Genomic DNA, 19230 nt, shown 5'->3' on the forward strand with positions numbered 1-19230 from the left:
CAATGTGATCCTTACGGCGCCGAGAGGACGGACAGCCGCGATGAGTTACCGCCGCCCGCCCGGTCTACCGATCGTGGACGCCATGACACCCCCCGTGCTCGTGCTCCCCGGCCCCGTCGCCCGGGACGAGGTGAGCGGACTGAGCGACGACGTGAGGGCACTGCTGCAAGCCGGCCGTGCCCGGGTCGTGGTGTGCGACGTCGGAGGCCTCGGGCCGCCGGGGCTCGCCGCCGTCGACCTGCTCGCACGCCTCCAGCTCGCCGCCCGCAGGGCCGGGGGCCGGATACGGCTGCGGGACCCCGACCCCGCCCTACGCGCCCTGCTCGACCTGGTCGGTCTCCGCTTCGAGGTGGAGGGGCAGGTCGAAGAGCGGGAACCAGCGCTGGGTGTCGAGGAAGCAGTGGAACCCCGTGATCCGGCCGTCTGAGATCTCCAGCACCTGGACCGCCCACGGCGAGAAGCCGCCCTTCTCCGGGTCGGGCTTGTACTGGGCGAACCCCGGCAGGCCGTTGACCTGGACCGGCACCAGCCGGGAACCCGCGCAGGGCGCGCCCAGGGTGGTCATGAAGCCGGTGATGTCGCCGACGCCGGTCAGCCACAGGTCGAACGGCGGCATCGTCATCACCGCGTCCTCGTGCAGCAGGGCCGTCAGCGCCGACATGTCGTAGCCCTCGAAGGCCGCGACATAGCGGTCGAGCAGCTTCTGCTGGTCCTCGTCCAGCGGGTCGGAGACGGTCGCGTCGGCGCCCGGCTCCTTCCGCTCGGCCAGGGTCGCGCGGGCCCGCTGGAGGGCGCTGTTGACCGACGCCACGGACGTGCCCAGCAGCTCGGCGACCTCGCTGGCCTTCCAGGCCAGCACCTCGCGCAGGATCAGCACGGCCCGCTGCTTGGCCGGAAGCTGCTGAAGAGCGGCCATGAAGGCGAGCCGCACGGACTCCTTGGCTATCGCCGCCTCCGCCGGGTCGTCGGTCGTGGGCAGCACACGGGCGTCCGGCATGGGCTCCAGCCAGGTGTTGTCCGGGCGAGGGGTCAGGGCCGCCTGGGCGAGCGGGGTGGACTCGGTCAGGTCCATGGGCCTGGCGCGCTTGTTGCCCGCGGTCAGCATGTCCAGGCACACGTTGGTCGCGATGCGGTAGAGCCAGGAGCGGAGGCTGGAGCGGCCCTCGAACTTGTCGTAGCTGCGCCAGGCGCGGATCATCGTGTCCTGCACCGCGTCCTCGGCCTCGAAGGAGGAGCCGAGCATCCGGTAGCAGTACCCCGTCAGCTCCGTCCGGTGTGCTTCCAGTCTGGTGTCCAGATCTGTTGGTGTCGCCGTGCCGTTCGTCATCGTCCACCCACCCCTGTGGAATTTCTGTCACGCGCCATCGCGCCCAGCACTTCGGAAGCTACCGCAGCCCACTGACAACGGCCCCCCGAGCGCACGAACGCGCAGGCAGGAGCAGTGCTTCAGACGAGCTGTTTCACCGACATGAGCAGATGCCGGTGCTCCCCGGCCTTATCCCCAGCTCCCTCGGCGGCCCCCTCGCCCGGCACCGCGTGCAGCAGCGCCCGCTGCCCCGCCCCCAGCAGTTCCAGCCGTACGCGCGGGCTCTCGAAGGACGTCAGCGCGTCCAGCAGATAGGCCGGGTTGAAGGCCACGGGCACCTCGTCGGCGCCGGTCAGCGTGGCCGGCAGCCGCTGGGCCGCCACGTCGTCGCCGTAGCCGGCGCGGAGCATGACGGACCCGTCGGAGGAGAAGTCCAGCCGCACCGGACTGTTCGCCTCCGCCACCACGGCGACCCGCCGCACGGCTTCCGCGAGCTCCTCGCACGCCACCTCGGCGACCGCGGCCCCCGCCATGTCGAACAGCGACTTGTACGTCGGCAGCCGCCCGTCCAGGAGCCGCAGCGCCGTCCGCGTCCGCCCGCCCTCGAAACCGATCAGGCCGCCGCCGGCGGCCGGGTCCCACCCGATCAGCACGTCACCGCAGCGCCCCAGGGACCGCGCGACATCCAGCAGGCGCCGCGCGGGCAGCACCGCTTCGACCACTCCCTCGGCCGCCACCCCCGGCTGCCACTCCAGCCGCCGCACGGCGTACCGGTAGCGGTCCGAAGCGGCCAGTGTCATCTGCCCCTCCTCCAAGCGCAGTTGGACGCCCGTCAGCAGCGGCAGAGTGTCGTCGCGCCCGGCCGCGACGGCGACCTGGGCGACGGCCGTCGCGAACGCGGCGGCGTCCACCGTGCCGTACGGCGCGGGCGGCGCCGGCAGGGCCGGGTACTCGGCGAGGGGCAGCGTCGACAGCCCGAACCGCGTCCCGTCCGCCTCCACCGTGAACCGTGACGCCTCCAGCACACAGCTCACCGGCCCGTCCGGCAGTACCCGGCAGACGTCCAGCAGCCGCCGCCCCGGGACGAGCACCCGCCCGGGCACCGCGACCTCCGCGTCGGCCTCGACCCGTACCGCGGCCTCGAAGTCGAACCCCGTCACGGCCGTCCGTCCCGCGTCCGCCTCCAGCAGCAGCCCGCCCAGCACCGGCACCGGCGTCCGTGCGGGCAGCGCCCGTACGGCCCGGCCCACGGCCTCGGCGAACGCCGTACGGTCGATGCGGAACTCCATGGAAAATCCCCCTGCTCGAATCCGGTGGTCAGCGGAGGCGGACGTTATCCGCGCCCACTGACAACCGGCCTCGACCAGGGGGAACGGCCCGGGTCCCGGGCTCAGGCGGCCGTGGCCAGTCGCCGCTGCATCCGGGCCGCCCGCGTCCCGAAGACCGTGATCGTGACGACGCCCAGGACCGCCAGCAGGCCGACCCCGACGGTCCCGGCCCAGCCGCCCGCGTGGAAGGCGATCGCACCGACCGTGCTGCCCGCGCTGGAGCCGATGTAGTACGCCGACTGGTAGAGCGCCGAGGCCTGTGCGCGGCCGGTCGTGGCCGTCTTGCTCACCGCCGAGGACGCCACCGCGTGGCCCGCGAAGAAACCCCCCGTGATGAGGACCAGGCCCAGCAGGACCAGCGGGAGAGAGCCGGCCAGGGACAGCAGCAGACCCGCCGCCGTCGTGCCGCCGCCCGCGTACAGCGCGCCCCGGCGGCCCAGCCGGCCCACCAGGCGGCCGGCCGTCGACGCCGACACCGTACCGACGAGGTACACCAGGAAGACCGAGCCGATGATGCCCTGCGGCAGCGAGAACGGCGCCTCGGTCAGCCGGTAGCCGATGACCGTGTACACGCCGCCGAACACCGTCATGAACAGCGCGCCGATCGCGTACAGCCGGCACAGCAGCGGGTTGGACAGGTGGTCACGGACCGTCCGGGCCAGCACGCGCGGGCGCAGCGAGCCGGCCTTGAAGTTCCTCGGGGCGGGGAGCAGCAGCCGGAAGGCCACCGCACACGCCACCGCGAGCGCGCCGATCACACCGACGGCGACCCGCCAGCCCCACTCCTGGGCGACCCAGCCGGTGATGACCCGGCCGCTCATCCCGCCGACGCTGTTGCCCGCGACGAACAGTCCGATCGCGGTGACCAGCGCCCTGGGGCTGACCTCCTCCGCGAGATAGGCCGTCGCCGACGCGGGCAGCCCGGCCAGGGCCGCGCCCTGGAGCGCCCGCAGCACGACCAGGACGCCCAGCGAGGGGGCGAAGGGCACCAGCAGTCCGACGGTCACCGCCACGGCCAGCGAGGCCGTCATGACCGTACGCCGTCCGAAGCGCTCCGACAGGGCGCTCATCGGCAGCACGAACAGCGCCAGCCCGCCCGTCGCGGCGGCCACCGTCCAGCTCGCGTCGCTCGCCGCCACCCCGAACTCGCCGGAGATCAGCGGGAGCAGCGCCTGCGTGGAGTACAGCAGCGCGAAGGTCGCCACACCTGCGAGGAAGAGGGCGAGGCTCATCCGGCGGTAGCCGGGCCCGCCCGGGGACATGCGTGAGTCGGCGGCAGGGACAGAGGCATCGGCGCCCACGGTGATGGACGCCCCGGTACTGGCGGGAGACATGCCTCGAACCTACGGACGCGCCCACTGATCCGTCCAATGCATGAAACCGTCATAATCGTTCCCATGGCGCATCAACACAGTTCAACGGCTCGGCTGTCACCGTCCAGTGACACAGAAGACATGGCGGAGATGTCGAAGGTGCTGGCGCCCCGCCTCGCGTACTTCGCCGGCGTCGCCCGCACCGAGCACGTCACCCGCGCCGCCCAGGAGATGAACGTCCCCCAGTCGACCCTCTCCCGGGCCATGGTCCGACTGGAGCAGGACCTCGGCGTGGACCTCTTCGCCCGCCACGGCCGCACGGTCTCCCTCACCCCGGCCGGACGCACCTTCCTCACCTCCGTCGAGCGGGCCCTGGCCGAGGTCGAGCGCGCCGCCGAGGAGGTCCGGGCCGACGCCGACCCCGCCACCGGCAAGGTCGCCTTCGGCTTCCTGCACACCATGGGCGCCGAGACGGTCCCGGGCCTGCTCCAGGCCTTCCGCGCCGACCATCCGCGCGTCCGCTTCAGCCTCGTCCAGAACTACGGCGAGGCCATGCTCGAACGCCTGCGCGCCGGCGATCTGGACCTGTGCCTGACGTCCCCCGTGCCCGACGCCCCCGACCTGGTCGCGCGCCGCCTCGACGAACAGAAGCTCCGCCTCGTCGTCCCCGCGGACCACTCCCTCGCGGGCCGCCGCCGCATCCGCCTCGCCGAGGCCGCGGACGAAATGTTCGTCACCCTGGAACCCGGCTACGGCCTCCGCCGCATCACCGACGACCTCTGCCAGGAGGCCGGCTTCAAGCCCCGCGTCGCCTTCGAGGGCGAGGAGGCGGAAACCCTGCGGGGCCTGGTGGCAGCGGGCCTCGGAGTGGCCCTCCTGCCCCCGCCGGCCGTCCCGCGTCCGGGGGTGGTGGAACTGACGGTTACGGCCCCCCGGGCGGCCCGCGAAATCGGCGTGGCTTGGCTGGAAGGCCACCCGGACACGCCCCCGGTAGCAGCCTTCAAGAAGTTCCTGCTCTCCAGAAGGGGCAGCTTGTTGCCAACCTAGGGGCGCGGGGAACTGCGCGACAAGCCACGGCGGACCCGCACAGGCCAATGGACAACCACCCCCGCGGCGCTACCGCCTCGAAGGACTGAACCCCGCAGCCAACGGCATCCGCAACCCCAACGGCGGCGGCGCGGCGAAAGCGTCCCGCACGGGCCGGGACACGGCCCGCCCGAACAAGGCCCCCATCACGAAGTCCTCGGCCAGCGCGAGAACTTCATCCCGGTACTGACTCAACCCGTGCCCGTCCGCGTGCACTTCGAACCGGCACACATCCCGATTCGCCTTCTTCGCCCGCGCCGCCAGCCGGAACGACAACTCGGGATCGGTCCGCCCGTCGTTCGTGCCGTGCACGATCAGCACCTGCCGTCCCACCAGCTGTTTCACCGGTTCGGGTGGCGCGGCCACATCCTCCTCCGGCAGCCAGGGGGCGAGTGCCAGCACGGAGTTGACGGCCTCGTGCCCACCCGCCCGCAACCCGGCCCGGCCGCCCATCCCGATGCCGGCGAGGCAGACGGGAACGTCTCCGTAACGCCGTACGACCTCGTCGGCGGCCCAGGCCGCGTCGGTCGCGAGGTTGGCCTCGCTGCCGTTCCAGCCGCGGTAGCGGTAGTGCACGACGTGGGTGACGAGACCCTCGTCCCGGCCCGCGCGGGCCAGGCGGCGCCCGAGGGCGCGTACGGAGGCGGTCGCCACCATGGGGGACGGCCTGCGGCCGGAGACCTCGTCGCCGCCGGGGAGCAGCAGCACCACGCCGCTCACCGCCGACGGCTCCGGACCGAATGTCCTGCCCAGCCGGGCCCTGCGAACCGGCGTCGGTTGGTGTGCCATGGCAGAACAGTGTCAGAAGCGCGGGTGTACTCGACCCGTCCTTGGGGTCACCGTTACGTATCGACGGAAACGTAAAGGACACGAGGACGCGCGATCTACGCGCGTAGGAGTTAGAGTGCGGAAATGACGAGCCAGACCACCGCGAACACCCCGACACCGGACCAGATCCACCGGGCGCCCAAGGTTCTGCTGCACGACCACCTAGACGGCGGCCTGCGTCCCGCCACGATCGTCGAACTCGCCCACGCGACGGGCTACTCCCAGCTCCCCGAGACCGACCCGGAGAAGCTCGGCGTCTGGTTCCGCGAGGCCGCCGACTCCGGTTCCCTGGAACGGTACCTGGAGACCTTCTCCCACACCGTCGGCGTCATGCAGACCCGCGACGCCCTGGTCCGGGTCGCCGCCGAGTGCGCCGAGGACCTCGCCGAGGACGGCGTCGTGTACGCCGAGGTGCGCTACGCCCCCGAGCAGCACCTGGAGGGAGGTCTGAGCCTCGAAGAGGTCGTCGAGGCCGTCAACGAGGGCTTCCGGGAAGGCGAGCGCCGGGCCCGGGAGAGGGGCCTGCGCATCCGCGTCGGCGCCCTGCTCACCGCCATGCGGCACGCCGCCCGCGCCCTGGAGATCGCGGAACTCGCCAACCGCTACCGCGACCTGGGTGTCGTCGGCTTCGACATCGCCGGTGCCGAGGCCGGCTACCCGCCCACCCGGCACCTGGACGCCTTCGAGTACCTCAAGCGCGAGAACAACCACTTCACCATCCACGCCGGCGAGGCCTTCGGGCTGCCCTCCATCTGGCAGGCCCTCCAGTGGTGCGGCGCCGACCGGCTCGGGCACGGTGTGCGGATCATCGACGACATCCAGGTCCACGAGGACGGCAGCGTCGAACTCGGGCGGCTCGCCTCGTACGTCCGGGACAAGCGCATCCCCCTGGAGCTGTGCCCGAGCTCCAACCTCCAGACCGGGGCGGCGGCCTCGTACGCCGAGCACCCCATCGGGCTGCTGCGCCGGCTGCACTTCCGGGCCACGGTGAACACCGACAACCGCCTCATGTCCCACACCAGCATGAGCCGGGAATTCGAGCACCTTGTCGAGGCGTTCGGTTACACGCTCGACGACATGCAGTGGTTCTCAGTCAATGCGATGAAATCAGCGTTCATTCCTTTCGATGAACGGCTGGCCATGATCAATGACGTGATCAAGCCCGGATATGCCGAGCTGAAGTCCGAATGGCTGTTCCGGCAGACCGCTTCCACCAGCGGTTTTGTGACTCCGGAGGGCTGACCCGGGAGTAATCGGCACACAGGGAATGCGGACGGTGTTCACAGGCCGTCCGCATTTCGATGTTTGCGGGGGGTGGTGCCGCGTGATTACGGTCGCCGCACCGCTCAAACACCCCGTCACCATTGCGAGGACGCATTTTCATGAAGCAGTCTGCTGCCAAGTCCCTCGGTGTCGCCGCTCTCGGTGCCGCCTTCGCCGCCACCGGTGCGGGCGCCGCCAGCGCCGCCCCGGCCGTCCCGGACACCGCCCAGGCGCTGGAGACCGTCACCCGGGCGCTCCCGGCGGAGCAGCTCTCCCAGACGCTGCCGGCGGGCTCGGCGGAGGCGGTGGGCCAGGGGCAGACCTTGGCCGGTACCGGTCTCGCCGCCGCCCAGCCGGCAGCCGGGCAGCTGCTCGCCCAGGGCCCTGCCGGCCCGGCCGCCGGGCTGCTCGGCGGGCTCCCGGTGAACGGCGTTCCGGTCGCCTGACCCTCCCGCCCGGGCGGAACACACGCCGATGGGGCGCACCCCTGGAACCAGGGTGCGCCCCATCGGCGTTCTCGCGGACGGTCGTTACCAGGCTGCCTGTGCCTTGCTCTGCACCTTGTTCTCCGAGGGCAGCAGGATCCACAGCGCGATGTACAGCAGGAACTGCGGGCCGGGCAGCAGGCACGAGACCAGGAAGATCACCCGCATCGTCGTCGTGGAGGTGCCGAAGCGCCGGGCCAGTGCGGCGCACACTCCGCCGATCATGCGGCCGTGGGTGGGGCGGGCGAGGCGGGACATGTGCGTCTCCTTCAGCGTCGGGGCGTGAGGCCTCTCGTCCGAGTACCCCATCTGCACTCCACGCTACGGAGATGAAGGGGGCAAAGCGTCGCTCCACGGGGCGATCCCGACCCTGGGAATCGTCGGGGTCCGACCCTGAGCCGGCTCCTCCGGGGGAAGGGGCGCACCGGTCAGGCGCACGAGGGTGCGGCGGCGCAGCCAGGAGCGGCCGGCCGGGACGAGCGCGAGATGCGCCAGGGCCACGCCCGCGGTGTTCAGGAAGAGCGAGTCGACGTCGACGACCTGGCCCGGAACGCCGGTCTGGAGCAGTTCGATACCGAGCGACAGCAGGGCGCCGGCCGTGACGGTGCGCAGCAGGGACGCCAGCGGCGAGACGACCAGTCTCCCGCTCACCATCGGCAGCAGCACGCCCAGCGGGGCGAGCAGGGCCAGCCCCTCGCAGATCCGCCGGGTCGCCTCGGGCCAGCCCAGGGCGAGATCGGCGCGGATTCCGTCGAACGGCCGCAGATTGGCGGGCATCACCCAGGGCACGTTCAGCGGCCGCAGCGTGAACCAGGCGACGAACGCGAGGTGTGCGACGAGGAGGACACCTCCTGTCACACGGATGCGGAACTCGGCGCTGCCGCCGATGGAGCCTTGACGCTGCACGCCCCCCTAGACGCGGCCTCCGGCAGGATCGGTTCCGGGATGCCCCCCGATACGCCTGTGAGGCATGCGCCACAGCCCGGCGGAACCCGGCCCGCTCACTCCCGGGGCACGTCCTTGGACGGTGGTTCCTTGCTGCCCGGGCGGGCCCGGACCTCGTCGGTGCACTCCCAGCGGCGCGGGGGCTCGGCGCCGGGGCCGCCCAGGACCACGGAGCCGTCGCCCTCGGCGGCCGCCGAGTCGGAGAAGGTGCAGACGATCTGGGCGAGGGCGTACGAGGTGAGGCTGTCCGGCGTCGTGCTCAGCCGCAGCGTGTCCTCCGGGTCGCCGGGCCGCGGCCCGCTCACCTTGATGCCGCCGCGTACGTCCGTGCTGTAGCCGGCCTCCTTCTCGGCGGGCGACGGCGGCGCCGCGAGCTGGTCGAGCAGGCCCTGCGCCACCAGCATGCGCCGCTCGGAGTCGGCCGCGCCGTCCGGGACCCGTACGGTCCGGTCGACGGTCACCAGCGACGACCCGCACAGCAGGAACACCTGGACCGGCAGCCCCCGGGCGGCCTGCGTCGACACGTCCGGCTCGGCGAGCGAACACCGCACCCGCGACGGCGCGGGCCCGAAGTTCGTCGGCACCTCCGTGGCCCGGATCCCGCAGCCGGCGAGCAGCAGGGCGAGCACCGACACGGCACCGATCCGAGCCCTGGACACGAGACGTGTGGTCATCAGGCGTCCTCCTTCGAGTCCTCGCCCCGGTCCTGGCCGGTGTCGTCCCCGTGCTCCGGCTCGCCCTCGGCGGGCTGTTCCCCCGGCGCGTACGTGTGGCGCGGGAGCCGCAGGGTGAACACCGCGCCCGAGTCGGGCGAGTTGGCCGCGGTGATCTCGCCGCCGTGGATGTGGGCGTTCTCCAGGGCGATGGATAGGCCCAGGCCACTGCCCTCGGAGCGCGGCCGGGACGCGCTGGCCTTGAAGAAACGGTCGAAGACGTGCGGCAGGACGTCCTCGGGGATGCCGGGCCCGTGGTCCTGCACCTCGATGACGAGCGAGTCGTCCTCCACCCGGACGGACACCCGCACCGGGGAGCCGCCGTGCTTGAGCGCGTTGCCGATGAGGTTGGCCAGGATGACGTCCAGGCGGCGCGGGTCCAGCCGGGCGTGGATGCCGCGCTCGGCGTCCAGCTCGACCGCGTCCAGCCAGGCGCGGGCGTCGATGCAGGCGGTGATCTGGTCGGCGATGTCGACGTCGTCCAGGACGAGCCGGGCCGTGCCCGCGTCGAAGCGGGTGACCTCCATCAGGTTCTCGACCAGGTCGTTCAGCCGCCGCGTCTCGCTGACCACCAGCCGCACGGCGGGCTCGATCATCGGGTCCATGCTCCCGGTCTCCGCTTCCAGCTCCTCCTCCAGCACCTCCGTCACGGCGGTGATGGCGGTGAGCGGCGTGCGCAGCTCATGGCTCATGTCGGCCACGAACCGCCGGGACGCCTCGTCCCGCGCGGCCATGTCGGCGACCCGCTTCTCCAGCGCCTCGGCCGCCTTGTTGAACGTCCGTGACAGGTCGGCGAGTTCGTCGGTCCCGGACACCCGGAGCCGGGTGTCCAGCTTGCCCTCGCCGAGCCGCCGCGCGGCCGTCCCGAGCCGCTGCACCGGCTTCAGCACGGTCGTCGCGGCGGCCTGCGCGAGGAGCGCCGAGCCGATCAGCGCGAGCCCCGTGGCGATCCCCAGCGACCAGGCCAGCGAGTTGAGGTCCTTCGCCTCCGGCTCCAGCGACTTCAGCATGTAACCGGTCGGACCGCCGCCGATCACCCGCGTCCCGGCCACGAGGTACGGCGTGTCGTGGTCGACGACCCGCTGCCAGTACAGGTGGTGCGGGTGCTTGACCTCCCCGTCGACCTTCTGCGTCTTGTTCACCGCCGTGCGCAGCGAGACGGGCACGTCCCGCAGCGAGAAGCCGCTCAGCCCGCCGGAGCTGCCGTAGACGGTCCTGCCGTCGGCGTTGCTCGCGACCAGCAGCACGCTGAAGCGCTGGTCGCTGCCCGCCATCTGGCCCGCGGTGTGCTGGAGCTCGTCCTGCGTCGGACGCTCGGGCAGCGCGCCCGCCCGGTTCTGCATCTCCTGCTCGAAGTCGCGCAGCACGGCGTCCTGAGTGCGGGTGAGCACGGCCTCGCGGTTGAGCCAGTACGCGATGCCGGACGCGGACACGGCGGCCGTCAGCGCCACCAGGCCGAAGACGACGACCAGCCTCAGCCGCAGGCTGGTGAAGCGCAGCCGCGACAGAACTCCCTTGCGCGCCGCGGTCCAGCCGCGGTCCCCCCCTTGGTGGTGCCGCTGTGTCACTGAGGCGGATCCAGCCGGTAGCCGACACCACGCACGGTCCGGATCAGCGTCGGGGACGAGGGCACGTCCTCGACCTTGGCGCGCAGCCGCTGGACACAGGCGTCCACCAGTCGCGAGTCGCCCAGGTAGTCGTGCTCCCACACCAGCCGCAGGAGCTGCTGCCGGGACAGCGCCTGCCCCGGCCGCCGGCTCAGCTCCAGCAGCAGCCGCAGCTCGGTCGGCGTGAGCTGGAGGTCCTCGCCGTTCTTCGTCACGGTCATCGCCGAGCGGTCGATGACGAGGCTGCCGAAGCTCGCCGCGTCGTTCGACTCCCGCTCGCCGCGCCGCAGCACGGCCCGGATCCGGGCGTCCAGCACCCGCCCCTGCACCGGTTTGACGACGTAGTCGTCGGCGCCGGACTCCAGCCCGACGACCACGTCGATGTCGTCGTTGCGCGCGGTCAGCAGGATGATCGGCAACTGGTCCGTGCGCCGGATGCGCCGGCACACCTCGAACCCGTCGATGCCGGGCAGCATCACATCCAGCACGATCAGATCCGGCCGCTGCTCGCGCAGCAGCTTCAGACCGTCCTCACCACTGGCAGCGGTCGCCACCCGGTGACCCTGGCGCGTCAGAGAGAGCTCCAGGGCCGTCCGGATGGCGTCGTCGTCCTCGATCAGCAACAGGGAAGGCACGGGCACATTCTGGCCTATGGAGGGGTCACGGTTCGACCTGTGGGCCGAGATGAGATCCGCGCGTAGCTCCGGCGCCGGTGTACGGCGTGTGTCCGCCATATGGCCGAGCCCTGTGACAGGTCTGTGACAGTCGGCGGACACGGCCATGAAAGTGCCGCGGCAAGCTTTTCGGCACAAGGCAGGAAAGCCCGCCCGACCGGCGGGCCGCACACCGGAAGTCCACGACGGGGGGCGCGAGATGAACACGCTGCACGGCATCAGCACCAGCGCAGTGATCACGCGTCTGCACGACGTGAACCGGGGTTCCGAGAAGTCCGGTGCCGTGAGCGGGCGGGGGTGCGCTCGCGGCACCGGGCGTCAGCACACCGCCTTCATGACGGTGGTTGACGCACACACGGGGGAGAACAAGGGGTCGGGGGAGGCTCACGGGGGAGCCGCGTACAGGGAGGACTCGGGGGAGCGCCGCTCGCTGTCGGAGGCGGAGTTCACCGCCTACGTCCAGGAGCGCCGCGCCTCCCTGTACGCCACCGCCTACCACCTCACCGGCGACCGCTTCGAGGCCGAGGACCTGCTCCAGAGCGCGCTGTTCTCGACGTACCGGGCGTGGGACCGGATCAGCGACAAGGCCGCGGTCGGCGGATACCTCCGCCGCACCATGACCAACCTGCACATCAGCGCCTGGCGGCGCCGCAAGCTCAACGAGTACCCGACCGAGGAACTCCCGGAGACGCCCGGCGACACGGACGCGATGCGCGGCACCGAGCTGCGCGCGGTCCTGTGGCAGGCGCTGGCCCGGCTGCCCGAGCTCCAGCGCACCATGCTGGTCCTGCGCTACTACGAGGGCCGCACGGACCCGGAGATCGCGGAGATCCTCGACATCAGTGTCGGCACGGTGAAGTCCAGCATCTGGCGGTCGCTCCGCCGGCTGCGCGAGGACGAGGTCCTCAGCTTCGGCCGTGACGAGGAGGACGCCTTCGGCGAGCTCGTCGCCTGAGGCTGGGGGGAAGCACCAAAAAGGGGGCCCACGGGGGAACTGCGGAGACGCTGGGGGGCGTCTCCTCAGGAGAGTGGGGGGAACACGGGGGAGGACAACGGGGGAGCACAGGAGCGGGACTGGAGGACCGGGGGGTCCGTCCGGTCCCGCTTTCTTTTGTTTCCTCTGCTCGCCTGTCGTCCCTCAGGCCGCTGTACGGAGGGACGCGCACCGGCCCGCCGCCGCGGCCGCCAGCCGCCCCATCGCCTCGTCGCGGTCGCAGGCGTACGCGCCCAGCGCGGTCTGGCGGGCGACGATCGAACGTTCCTCCCGCATCAGACGCCAGCCGCGGCGCAGCAGGAACGGCACCGACTTGCGGCCCTCCCTCAGGTCCCGCAGGAAGCGGCGGCGGAACGTCTTCACCGGGCCGCGGCTCAGGCACAGCGCGTCGGCGAGGACGCCGAGCTCCCGGCAGCGCGTGACGATCTCCGCGGCGAAGATGCCTTCCGCGATGAACAGCGGGGTACGCCCGATGTCCACCGTCTCCGTGCCGGTGCGGGCGCTCCGCGCGATGTCGTAGACGGGGACGTCCGTCCGGCCCGTGCGGCACAGCCGGGTGATCGCGGCGACGGCCGTGTCGGCGTCCCACGACTCCGGATGGTCCCAGTCGATGTCCGAACTCCCCGCCACCAGCGGCAGCGTCGGGTCGTCGCCCTCCTTGTAGAAGTCGTCGAGCCGCAGCACCGGGAGGCCGGAGCGGGCCGCGAGGAGGGACTTGCCGGAGCCGGATGGGCCGCAGAGCAGCACGACTCGCGTCGGTATGGGGAGAGGAGAACTCACGGGACACCAGTGTGAGGCATCCATCGGGTGCCGTACGACCCCGCGGGTCGCCTTTGATGCGCGCGTCACACCTCAACTACCCTTTGTATCGAATCGATTACCCAGTGCATCAGAAGGTGGCAGCGATGGCCCGACACGACTCACCCAAGAAGCCGACCGCCCAGCGTGCCCTGACCCTCCTCGCGACCGCGGGAATGGCGCTGGGAGCGGGTGCGGCTACGGCCGCCGCGGGCACCGGCTCGGTCTTGGACGATGCCCGCACCTCTCTCGGCAGGACCGACGCCCGGTCCGGCCTCCAGGCTGCGACCGACACCGTCGGCCACACCACCGGACCGGTCGCGGGCCTCAAGCCCAACCCCCTCGTCGGCACGGGAGCCGACCCGCTCGACAACAGCGTCGGCACCGAGGTCGCCGACTTCAAGCCGGTGACGTCCAAGGAGCTGACGGGGCCGGTGGCGCAGGCGCAGTCGGTCGAGAGCATTCCGGTGGTGGGGCAGGCGGCGGGGTCGCTGTCGCAGTAGCTCACCGGCCCCGCAGCGGGACCTCCCGGACCAGCCAGGACACCGCGAACGCCACGGCGCACAGCGCGGCCGTGCCGAGCGCGACTCCGTGCAGTCCGTCCACCACGCCCGTCCGGACGGCGTGCCGGACCGGTTCCGGAAGGTCCCGCAGCAGCTCGGGGGTGAGCTCGCCGCCGGTCAGCCGCGCGCCGTCGGCGCCGAGCTCGTCCGTGACGGTGGCCGTGAGGCGGCCCGTGTAGACGGAGCCGAGGACCGCGACGCCGAGCGAGCCGCCGATGGTGCGCAGCAGCGTCTGGGTGCCACTGGCCGCACCCATGTCGCGCGATTCCGCGCTGTTCATCGTGATGAGCATCGCCGGCTGCATCAGACAGCCGATGCCCACGCCGAGCAGCAACGTCAGGCCTGAGGCCACCGGCGCCGACGTCGTCGTGCCGAGGGTCAGCAGAGCCAGCGCCCCGGCCGCGGCCAGCGCGCCGCCCGCGATGGGGTAGGGGCGGTAGTGGCCGCCGTCGCCGACCCGGCGGCCGATGACGAGCTGGGCGCCCATCATGCCCAGCATCAACGGGAGCAGCAGCAGCCCGCTCTCGGTGGACGACATGTCCCGCACGAACTGCATGTACTGCGGCAGGTAGCTCGCCGCCGCCAGCATGGCCGCGCCGGTGACACAGCTGAGGATCTGCGCCACGGTGAAGTTGCGGTCGCGGAACAGCCGGGGCGGGATCACCGGATCCGGGGCGCGCCGCTCGACCCGTACGAAGGCGACCAGCGCGACCGTGGAGACCACGGCGAGCCCGATGATCTGCGGTGACGACCAGGCGTACGTCGTCCCCGCCCAACTCCCCAGCAGCGTCAGGGCGAGGATCGCGCCGGTCAGCAGGCCGGCGCCGGCGAGGTCGATGCGCGGCTCGGCACGGGTGGCGCGCAGCCGCACCCCGAAGCCGACGAGTGCGAGCGCCACGGCGCCGACCGGAACGTTGACGTAGAACACCCAGCGCCAGTCGAGCTGGTCGGTGAGCAGGCCGCCGACCAGCGGGCCGCCGATCATCGCCGCGGGCAGCAGTACCCCGATCAGCGACTGGGCGCGCCCGGCCTCCGCCGGGGTGAGCAGCGTGCCGATGAGCGCGAGCGCGCCCACGAACAGTCCGCCCGCGCCGATCCCCTGAAGGGCCCGGAAGGCGATCAACTGGCCCATGTCCTGGGCGACTCCGCACAGCACGGAGCCGATGAGGAACACGGTGATGGAGGTGAGGTAGCCGTACTTGTGGCCGTACAGGTCGCCGAGTTTGCCCCAGAGGGGCGTGGTGACGGCGGTGGTGAGCAGGTAGGCCGTGATCACCCAGGACAGGTGGTCCAGGCCGCCCAGGTCGCCGACGATGGTGGGCAGTGCGGTGCCGACGACGGTTCCGTCGAGCGTGGCGAGCACGATACCGAGCAGCAGGCCGAGGATGACGAGCCGGGAGGGCGGGGGATCCGGCCGGGCCGAGTCCGCTGTGGTGCCCGCAGGTGAGTCCATGGCCTCCTCGGGGCGGGCCCCGGCGGTCATGCGACGTAGCCGCGGACGGACTTGGCGTCCCGCAGGGCGTGGCCCCACCAGGCGAGCTGGTCGAGCAGGGCCTTCGCGGCCGTGTCGGCGGCGGGGTCGGTGCAGGTGCCGTCCGGGTCGAAGCGGCTCCAGGCGTTGTGGAAGCTGACGGTGTTGCGGATGGTCGTGGCGTTCAGCTCGGCCATGACGACCCGCAGCTGTTCCACCGCGCGCAGACCGCCCGACAGGCCGCCGTACGAGACGAAGCCGACGGGCTTGCCGTGCCACTCCTCGCCGTGCCAGTCGATCGCGTTCTTCAGGGACGCCGGGAAGCTGTGGTTGTACTCGGGCGTGACGAGGACGAAGGCGTCGGCGGCCGCGAGCCGGGGCGACACGAGGGCCAACTGCTCCTCGGTGCCGGGCGGCGGCTGCTGACCGAAGGCCGGGAACACCGTCGGCAGCGGCGTCTCGGCGAGATCGACGACGTCGGCGCGCAGGTCGTCGCGCTGGTCGAGGTGGCCGGTCAGCCACTTCGTCACGACGGGCGCGAAGCGTCCCTCCCGGGTCGAGCCGACGAGGACGGCGACACGGAGCGGTGCGGCGGTGGCGGGCATGGGTCTCCCCCTGGATGTGTACGGCGTATCTCCGGTGCGTACAACGTACACAGCGATGTGTACGTCGTCTACTGGCGATACGCTGTACACGACACCGACCGGGAGGAGCGGACCATGGCGGCCGGCAAGAAGGAGGGCCAGGAGAGCGGGACCGACACACCGTCTCTCTGGGAGCGCATGGAGCGGCCCGCCCCGGCCCCTCGCACCTCACTGACCCTGGAGCGGATCGCCGCCGCCGCGGTCGAGATCGCCGACGAGGAGGGCGGCGCGGCCGTCACCATGCGCCGCCTGGCCGAAAAGCTCGGCGTCGCGCCCATGGCCGCCTACCGGCACGTCAACGGCAAGGACGACCTCTGGGCGCTGATGATCGACCGGGTGTCCCGGGAGCTGGCCGCGCCGGACGGGGCGACGGACTGGCGGGAGGTGCTGCGCTCCTACGCCCTCCAGACCCGGGACCTGATGCTCGCCCACCCGTGGATGGCGGTCATGCCCACCCCGGTGATCATGCTGACGCCGTCGCGGATGGCCGTGGCGGAACGGCAGTTGGCCGCGCTCGCCGTCTGCGGCTTGGACGCCGACTCGGTGATGGCCGCGTTCCGGACCGTCACCTCCTTCGTGCACGGTTCCGCCCAGACCGAGATCGGCATGCGGGAGTACCAGGAACGCCATGGCTGGACCAGCGGCGACGAGACCCGCCGGGCCCTCGCCCCGCAGATGGTCTACCTGATGAGCACGGGCCGCTATCCGACCTACGACCAGTACGCCCTCAGCGCTACCCGCAAGGACGACCGGGCCTGGGAGTTCGCCTTCGGCCTCGACTGCGTGCTCGACGGCATCGCGCAGCGCCTCGGGATCTGACGGGGGCGTACGCGAAAGAAGCCCCGGCCCTCCTGGACGGAGGAGGGCCGGGGCTTCCGCTGTGAGGGGTGCCTAGTACGAGGAACCCGACGCGCCCAGTGACCCCGTGGGGTGCCAGACCGTTTTGGTCTCCAGGAACGCCGTCATGCGGTCGATGCCGGGAGTCTCCGCGTAATCCACAGGCTGTGGACGGAGGACGCGCTTGAGGTTGTCGGCCGCGGCGATCTCCAGTTCCTTAGCGAGAACCTCGTCGGCGCCCGCGAGGTCGATCGCGTTGACGTCCTGGTGGGCGGCGAGCGGGGTGGCGATCTCCTCCGTGCGGCCCGACAGTACGTTGACCACACCGCCGGGGACGTCTGAGGTGGCAAGCACCTCGGCGAGCGACAGGGCGGGCAGTGGGGCCTTCTCGCTGGCCACCACGACCGCCGTGTTGCCGGTGGCGATCACCGGGGCGAGCACCGACACCAGGCCCAGGAAGGACGACTCCTGGGGCGCCAGGACCGCGACCACGCCCGTCGGCTCGGGGGAGGACAGGTTGAAGAACGGGCCCGCGACCGGGTTGCCGCCGCCGACCACCTGGGCGATCTTGTCGGTCCAGCCCGCGTACCAGACCCAGCGGTCGATCGTCGCGTCCACGACCGCCGCCGCCTTGGACTTCGACAGCCCCTCGGCGTCGGCCACCTCACGCGTGAACTGGTCGCGGCGGCCCTCCAGCATCTCGGCGACGCGGTAGAGGACCTGGCCCCGGTTGTACGCCGTCGCGCCGGACCAGCCGCCGAACGCCTTGCGGGCCGCGACGACCGCGTCGCGGGCGTCCTTGCGGGAGGACAGGGGTGCGTTCGCCAGCCACTTGCCCTTCGAGTCCGTCACCTCGTACACCCGGCCGCTCTCGGAACGCGGGAACTTGCCCCCCACGTACAGCTTGTAGGTCTTGAGGACACTCAGTCGTGCGTCAGACATCGAGGTACGCCTCCAGGCCGTGGCGGCCGCCCTCGCGGCCGAAGCCCGACTCCTTGTAACCGCCGAACGGCGAGGTCGGGTCGAACTTGTTGAACGTGTTGGACCAGACGACGCCCGCGCGGAGCTTGTTCGCGACCGCCAGGATGCGGGAGCCCTTCTCCGTCCAGATGCCGGCCGAGAGGCCGTACGGCGTGTTGTTGGCCTTGGCGACCGCCTCGTCCGGGGTGCGGAAGGTCAGCACCGACAGCACCGGGCCGAAGATCTCGTCGCGGGCGACGGTGTGCGCCTGGGTGACGTTCGTGAAGAGTGTCGGGGCGAACCAGTAGCCGCTCTCCGGCAGTTCACAGGCCGCCGACCAGCGCTCGGCGCCCTCCGCCTCGCCCTGCTCGACGAGCGAGGTGATGCGCGTGAGCTGCTCCTCGGAGTTGATCGCGCCGATGTCCGTGTTCTTGTCCAGCGGGTCGCCGAGGCGGAGCGTCGACAGCCGGCGCTTCAGGGACGCCAGCAGCTCGTCCTGGATCGACTCCTGGACCAGCAGGCGGCTGCCCGCGCAGCAGACCTGGCCCTGGTTGAAGAAGATGCCGTTCACGATGCCCTCGACGGCCTGGTCCACGGGTGCGTCGTCGAAGACGATGTTGGCGCCCTTGCCGCCCAGTTCGAGCGTGACCTTCTTGCGGGTGCCGGCGACCGTGCGGGCGATCTCCTTGCCGACGGCCGTGGAACCGGTGAAGGCGACCTTGTTCACATCCGGGTGGGCCACCAGCGCAGCGCCCGCGCCGCCGAAGCCGGGGAGGATGTTGACGACACCCTTCGGCAGGCCCGCCTGGCGGCAGATGTCCGCGAAGAACAGCGCCGAGAGCGGGGTGGTCTCGGCAGGCTTCAGGACGACCGTGTTGCCGGTCGCGAGCGCCGGGGCGATCTTCCACGCCAGCATCAGCAGCGGGAAGTTCCAGGGGATGACCTGGCCCGCCACGCCCAGCGGCCGCGGGTTCGCGCCGAAGCCGGCGTGGTCGAGCTTGTCGGCCCAGCCCGCGTAGTAGAAGAAGTGCGCGGCGACGAGCGGGAGGTCGGCGTCCCTCGTCTCCTTGATGGGCTTGCCGTTGTCCAGCGTCTCCAGGACGGCCAGCTCGCGGCTGCGCTCCTGGATGATCCGCGCGATGCGGAACAGGTACTTGGCGCGCTCCGAGCCGGGCAGCGCCGACCACTTCTCGAAGGCCTTGCGGGCGGCCTGCACCGCGCGGTCGACGTCCGCCTCGCCGGCCTGGGCGACCTCGGAGAGGACCTCCTCGGTGCTCGGCGAGACCGTCTTGAAGACCTTGCCGTCGGCCGCTTCCACGAACTCGCCGTCGATGAACAGGCCGTACGAGGGCGCGATGTCGACGATCGAGCGCGACTCGGGCGCCGGGGCGTATTCGAATACCGATGCCATGGTG

At 71.7% G+C, this 19230-nt stretch carries 21 protein-coding genes; 7 read left to right on the plus strand and 14 right to left on the minus strand.

What is annotated here, in order from left to right:
• Positions 1–40: 40 nt before the first annotated feature.
• Complete coding sequence (locus CP976_RS27155) at positions 41–427, plus strand: STAS domain-containing protein (protein ID WP_150482688.1); 387 nt, start codon at positions 41–43, stop codon at positions 425–427.
• Here CP976_RS27155 and CP976_RS27160 read toward each other — a convergent pair.
• The 3 genes from CP976_RS27160 to CP976_RS27170 all read right to left on the minus strand — a co-directional run bounded on the left by CP976_RS27160 (position 311) and on the right by CP976_RS27170 (position 3968).
• Positions 311–1327, minus strand: coding sequence for a sigma-70 family RNA polymerase sigma factor (locus CP976_RS27160; protein ID WP_150482689.1), 1017 nt, complete (start codon positions 1325–1327; stop codon positions 311–313). The genes CP976_RS27155 and CP976_RS27160 overlap by 117 nt on opposite strands.
• 119 nt (positions 1328–1446) lie before the next feature.
• Complete coding sequence (gene dnaN, locus CP976_RS27165) at positions 1447–2595, minus strand: DNA polymerase III subunit beta (protein ID WP_150482690.1); 1149 nt, start codon at positions 2593–2595, stop codon at positions 1447–1449.
• Between the two features lie 101 nt (positions 2596–2696).
• Positions 2697–3968 carry an MFS transporter gene (locus CP976_RS27170; protein ID WP_150482691.1) on the minus strand — a complete coding sequence of 424 codons (1272 nt, stop codon included), beginning with the start codon at positions 3966–3968 and terminating at the stop codon, positions 2697–2699.
• 63 nt (positions 3969–4031) lie between these two features.
• Here CP976_RS27170 and CP976_RS27175 point away from each other — a divergent pair, with 63 nt between their 5' ends.
• Entirely contained in the window at positions 4032–4994 is a 963-nt protein-coding gene (locus tag CP976_RS27175) for a LysR family transcriptional regulator (RefSeq protein ID WP_150482692.1), read from the plus strand.
• A 69-nt stretch (positions 4995–5063) separates the two neighbouring features.
• Here the strand turns inward: CP976_RS27175 and CP976_RS27180 are convergent, their stop codons facing one another.
• Entirely contained in the window at positions 5064–5822 is a 759-nt protein-coding gene (locus CP976_RS27180) for an alpha/beta hydrolase (protein WP_150482693.1), read from the minus strand.
• Positions 5823–5945: 123 nt separating this feature from the next.
• On the opposite strand from CP976_RS27180, the gene CP976_RS27185 reads away from it, so the two are divergent.
• Positions 5946–7103 (plus strand): adenosine deaminase, encoded by a 1158-nt coding sequence (locus tag CP976_RS27185; RefSeq protein ID WP_150482694.1) that lies wholly within the window; start codon positions 5946–5948, stop codon positions 7101–7103.
• Between the two features lie 140 nt (positions 7104–7243).
• A complete protein-coding gene (locus CP976_RS27190; RefSeq protein WP_150482695.1) occupies positions 7244–7570 on the plus strand; it encodes an ATP-binding protein in 327 nt (108 codons plus the stop codon).
• 84 nt (positions 7571–7654) lie between these two features.
• Here CP976_RS27190 and CP976_RS27195 read toward each other — a convergent pair whose 3' ends face one another.
• The 5 genes from CP976_RS27195 to afsQ1 form a co-directional block, all read right to left on the minus strand.
• Positions 7655–7867: a PspC domain-containing protein gene (locus tag CP976_RS27195; RefSeq protein ID WP_150482696.1), complete on the minus strand. Its 213-nt coding sequence runs from the start codon at positions 7865–7867 to the stop codon at positions 7655–7657.
• A 63-nt stretch (positions 7868–7930) separates the two neighbouring features.
• A complete protein-coding gene (locus CP976_RS27200; RefSeq protein WP_150482697.1) occupies positions 7931–8515 on the minus strand; it encodes a VanZ family protein in 585 nt (194 codons plus the stop codon).
• A gap of 95 nt (positions 8516–8610) precedes the next feature.
• Positions 8611–9228, minus strand: a complete 618-nt coding sequence (locus CP976_RS27205; protein WP_150482698.1) for a hypothetical protein — start codon at positions 9226–9228, stop codon at positions 8611–8613.
• The gene (locus CP976_RS27210; protein WP_150482699.1) at positions 9228–10835 is read right to left on the minus strand and encodes a sensor histidine kinase; all 1608 of its coding nucleotides are present in this window, start codon (positions 10833–10835) and stop codon (positions 9228–9230) included. Before CP976_RS27210 ends, CP976_RS27205 begins: the two co-directional genes overlap by 1 nt.
• Positions 10832–11509, minus strand: a complete 678-nt coding sequence (gene afsQ1 / locus CP976_RS27215) for a two-component system response regulator AfsQ1 (protein WP_150482700.1) — start codon at positions 11507–11509, stop codon at positions 10832–10834. The genes CP976_RS27210 and afsQ1 overlap by 4 nt, the downstream gene beginning before the upstream one ends.
• A gap of 238 nt (positions 11510–11747) precedes the next feature.
• On the opposite strand from afsQ1, the gene CP976_RS27220 reads away from it, so the two are divergent.
• Positions 11748–12503: a SigE family RNA polymerase sigma factor gene (locus CP976_RS27220; RefSeq protein WP_150482701.1), complete on the plus strand. Its 756-nt coding sequence runs from the start codon at positions 11748–11750 to the stop codon at positions 12501–12503.
• 183 nt (positions 12504–12686) lie between these two features.
• Here the strand turns inward: CP976_RS27220 and CP976_RS27225 are convergent, their stop codons facing one another.
• Entirely contained in the window at positions 12687–13391 is a 705-nt protein-coding gene (locus tag CP976_RS27225; RefSeq protein ID WP_373304869.1) for a uridine kinase family protein, read from the minus strand.
• A gap of 56 nt (positions 13392–13447) precedes the next feature.
• Between CP976_RS27225 and CP976_RS27230 the strand changes: the two genes are divergently transcribed.
• Positions 13448–13843: a hypothetical protein gene (locus CP976_RS27230; protein ID WP_150482702.1), complete on the plus strand. Its 396-nt coding sequence runs from the start codon at positions 13448–13450 to the stop codon at positions 13841–13843.
• Between the two features lies 1 nt (position 13844).
• On the opposite strand, the gene CP976_RS27235 is transcribed toward CP976_RS27230, so the two are convergent.
• Positions 13845–15386, minus strand: coding sequence for an MDR family MFS transporter (locus tag CP976_RS27235; RefSeq protein WP_167537429.1), 1542 nt, complete (start codon positions 15384–15386; stop codon positions 13845–13847).
• A complete protein-coding gene (locus CP976_RS27240; protein WP_150482704.1) occupies positions 15383–15979 on the minus strand; it encodes an NADPH-dependent FMN reductase in 597 nt (198 codons plus the stop codon). The genes CP976_RS27235 and CP976_RS27240 overlap by 4 nt, the downstream gene beginning before the upstream one ends.
• Positions 15980–16093: 114 nt before the next feature.
• Between CP976_RS27240 and CP976_RS27245 the strand changes: the two genes are divergently transcribed.
• Positions 16094–16837, plus strand: coding sequence for a TetR/AcrR family transcriptional regulator (locus CP976_RS27245; RefSeq protein WP_150482705.1), 744 nt, complete (start codon positions 16094–16096; stop codon positions 16835–16837).
• A 72-nt stretch (positions 16838–16909) separates the two neighbouring features.
• Here the strand turns inward: CP976_RS27245 and CP976_RS27250 are convergent, their stop codons facing one another.
• Positions 16910–17797, minus strand: coding sequence for an aldehyde dehydrogenase family protein (locus tag CP976_RS27250; protein WP_150482706.1), 888 nt, complete (start codon positions 17795–17797; stop codon positions 16910–16912).
• Entirely contained in the window at positions 17790–19226 is a 1437-nt protein-coding gene (locus tag CP976_RS27255; protein ID WP_150482707.1) for an aldehyde dehydrogenase family protein, read from the minus strand. The genes CP976_RS27250 and CP976_RS27255 overlap by 8 nt, the downstream gene beginning before the upstream one ends.
• Between the last annotated feature and the right edge of the window lie 4 nt (positions 19227–19230).

This window comes from Streptomyces coeruleorubidus (genome assembly GCF_008705135.1).
Taxonomy (GTDB): domain Bacteria; phylum Actinomycetota; class Actinomycetes; order Streptomycetales; family Streptomycetaceae; genus Streptomyces; species Streptomyces coeruleofuscus.

Coding starts and splice junctions, on each gene's coding strand:
- CP976_RS27155 (WP_150482688.1), top strand. CDS start 41: ATGAGTTACCGCCGCCCGCCCGGTCTACCGATCGTGGACGCCATGACA.
- CP976_RS27160 (WP_150482689.1), bottom strand. CDS start 1,327: ATGACGAACGGCACGGCGACACCAACAGATCTGGACACCAGACTGGAA.
- dnaN (WP_150482690.1), bottom strand. CDS start 2,595: ATGGAGTTCCGCATCGACCGTACGGCGTTCGCCGAGGCCGTGGGCCGG.
- CP976_RS27170 (WP_150482691.1), bottom strand. CDS start 3,968: ATGTCTCCCGCCAGTACCGGGGCGTCCATCACCGTGGGCGCCGATGCC.
- CP976_RS27175 (WP_150482692.1), top strand. CDS start 4,032: ATGGCGCATCAACACAGTTCAACGGCTCGGCTGTCACCGTCCAGTGAC.
- CP976_RS27180 (WP_150482693.1), bottom strand. CDS start 5,822: ATGGCACACCAACCGACGCCGGTTCGCAGGGCCCGGCTGGGCAGGACA.
- CP976_RS27185 (WP_150482694.1), top strand. CDS start 5,946: ATGACGAGCCAGACCACCGCGAACACCCCGACACCGGACCAGATCCAC.
- CP976_RS27190 (WP_150482695.1), top strand. CDS start 7,244: ATGAAGCAGTCTGCTGCCAAGTCCCTCGGTGTCGCCGCTCTCGGTGCC.
- CP976_RS27195 (WP_150482696.1), bottom strand. CDS start 7,867: ATGTCCCGCCTCGCCCGCCCCACCCACGGCCGCATGATCGGCGGAGTG.
- CP976_RS27205 (WP_150482698.1), bottom strand. CDS start 9,228: ATGACCACACGTCTCGTGTCCAGGGCTCGGATCGGTGCCGTGTCGGTG.
- CP976_RS27220 (WP_150482701.1), top strand. CDS start 11,748: ATGAACACGCTGCACGGCATCAGCACCAGCGCAGTGATCACGCGTCTG.
- CP976_RS27230 (WP_150482702.1), top strand. CDS start 13,448: ATGGCCCGACACGACTCACCCAAGAAGCCGACCGCCCAGCGTGCCCTG.
- CP976_RS27235 (WP_167537429.1), bottom strand. CDS start 15,386: ATGACCGCCGGGGCCCGCCCCGAGGAGGCCATGGACTCACCTGCGGGC.
- CP976_RS27240 (WP_150482704.1), bottom strand. CDS start 15,979: ATGCCCGCCACCGCCGCACCGCTCCGTGTCGCCGTCCTCGTCGGCTCG.
- CP976_RS27245 (WP_150482705.1), top strand. CDS start 16,094: ATGGCGGCCGGCAAGAAGGAGGGCCAGGAGAGCGGGACCGACACACCG.
- CP976_RS27250 (WP_150482706.1), bottom strand. CDS start 17,797: ATGTCTGACGCACGACTGAGTGTCCTCAAGACCTACAAGCTGTACGTG.
- CP976_RS27255 (WP_150482707.1), bottom strand. CDS start 19,226: ATGGCATCGGTATTCGAATACGCCCCGGCGCCCGAGTCGCGCTCGATC.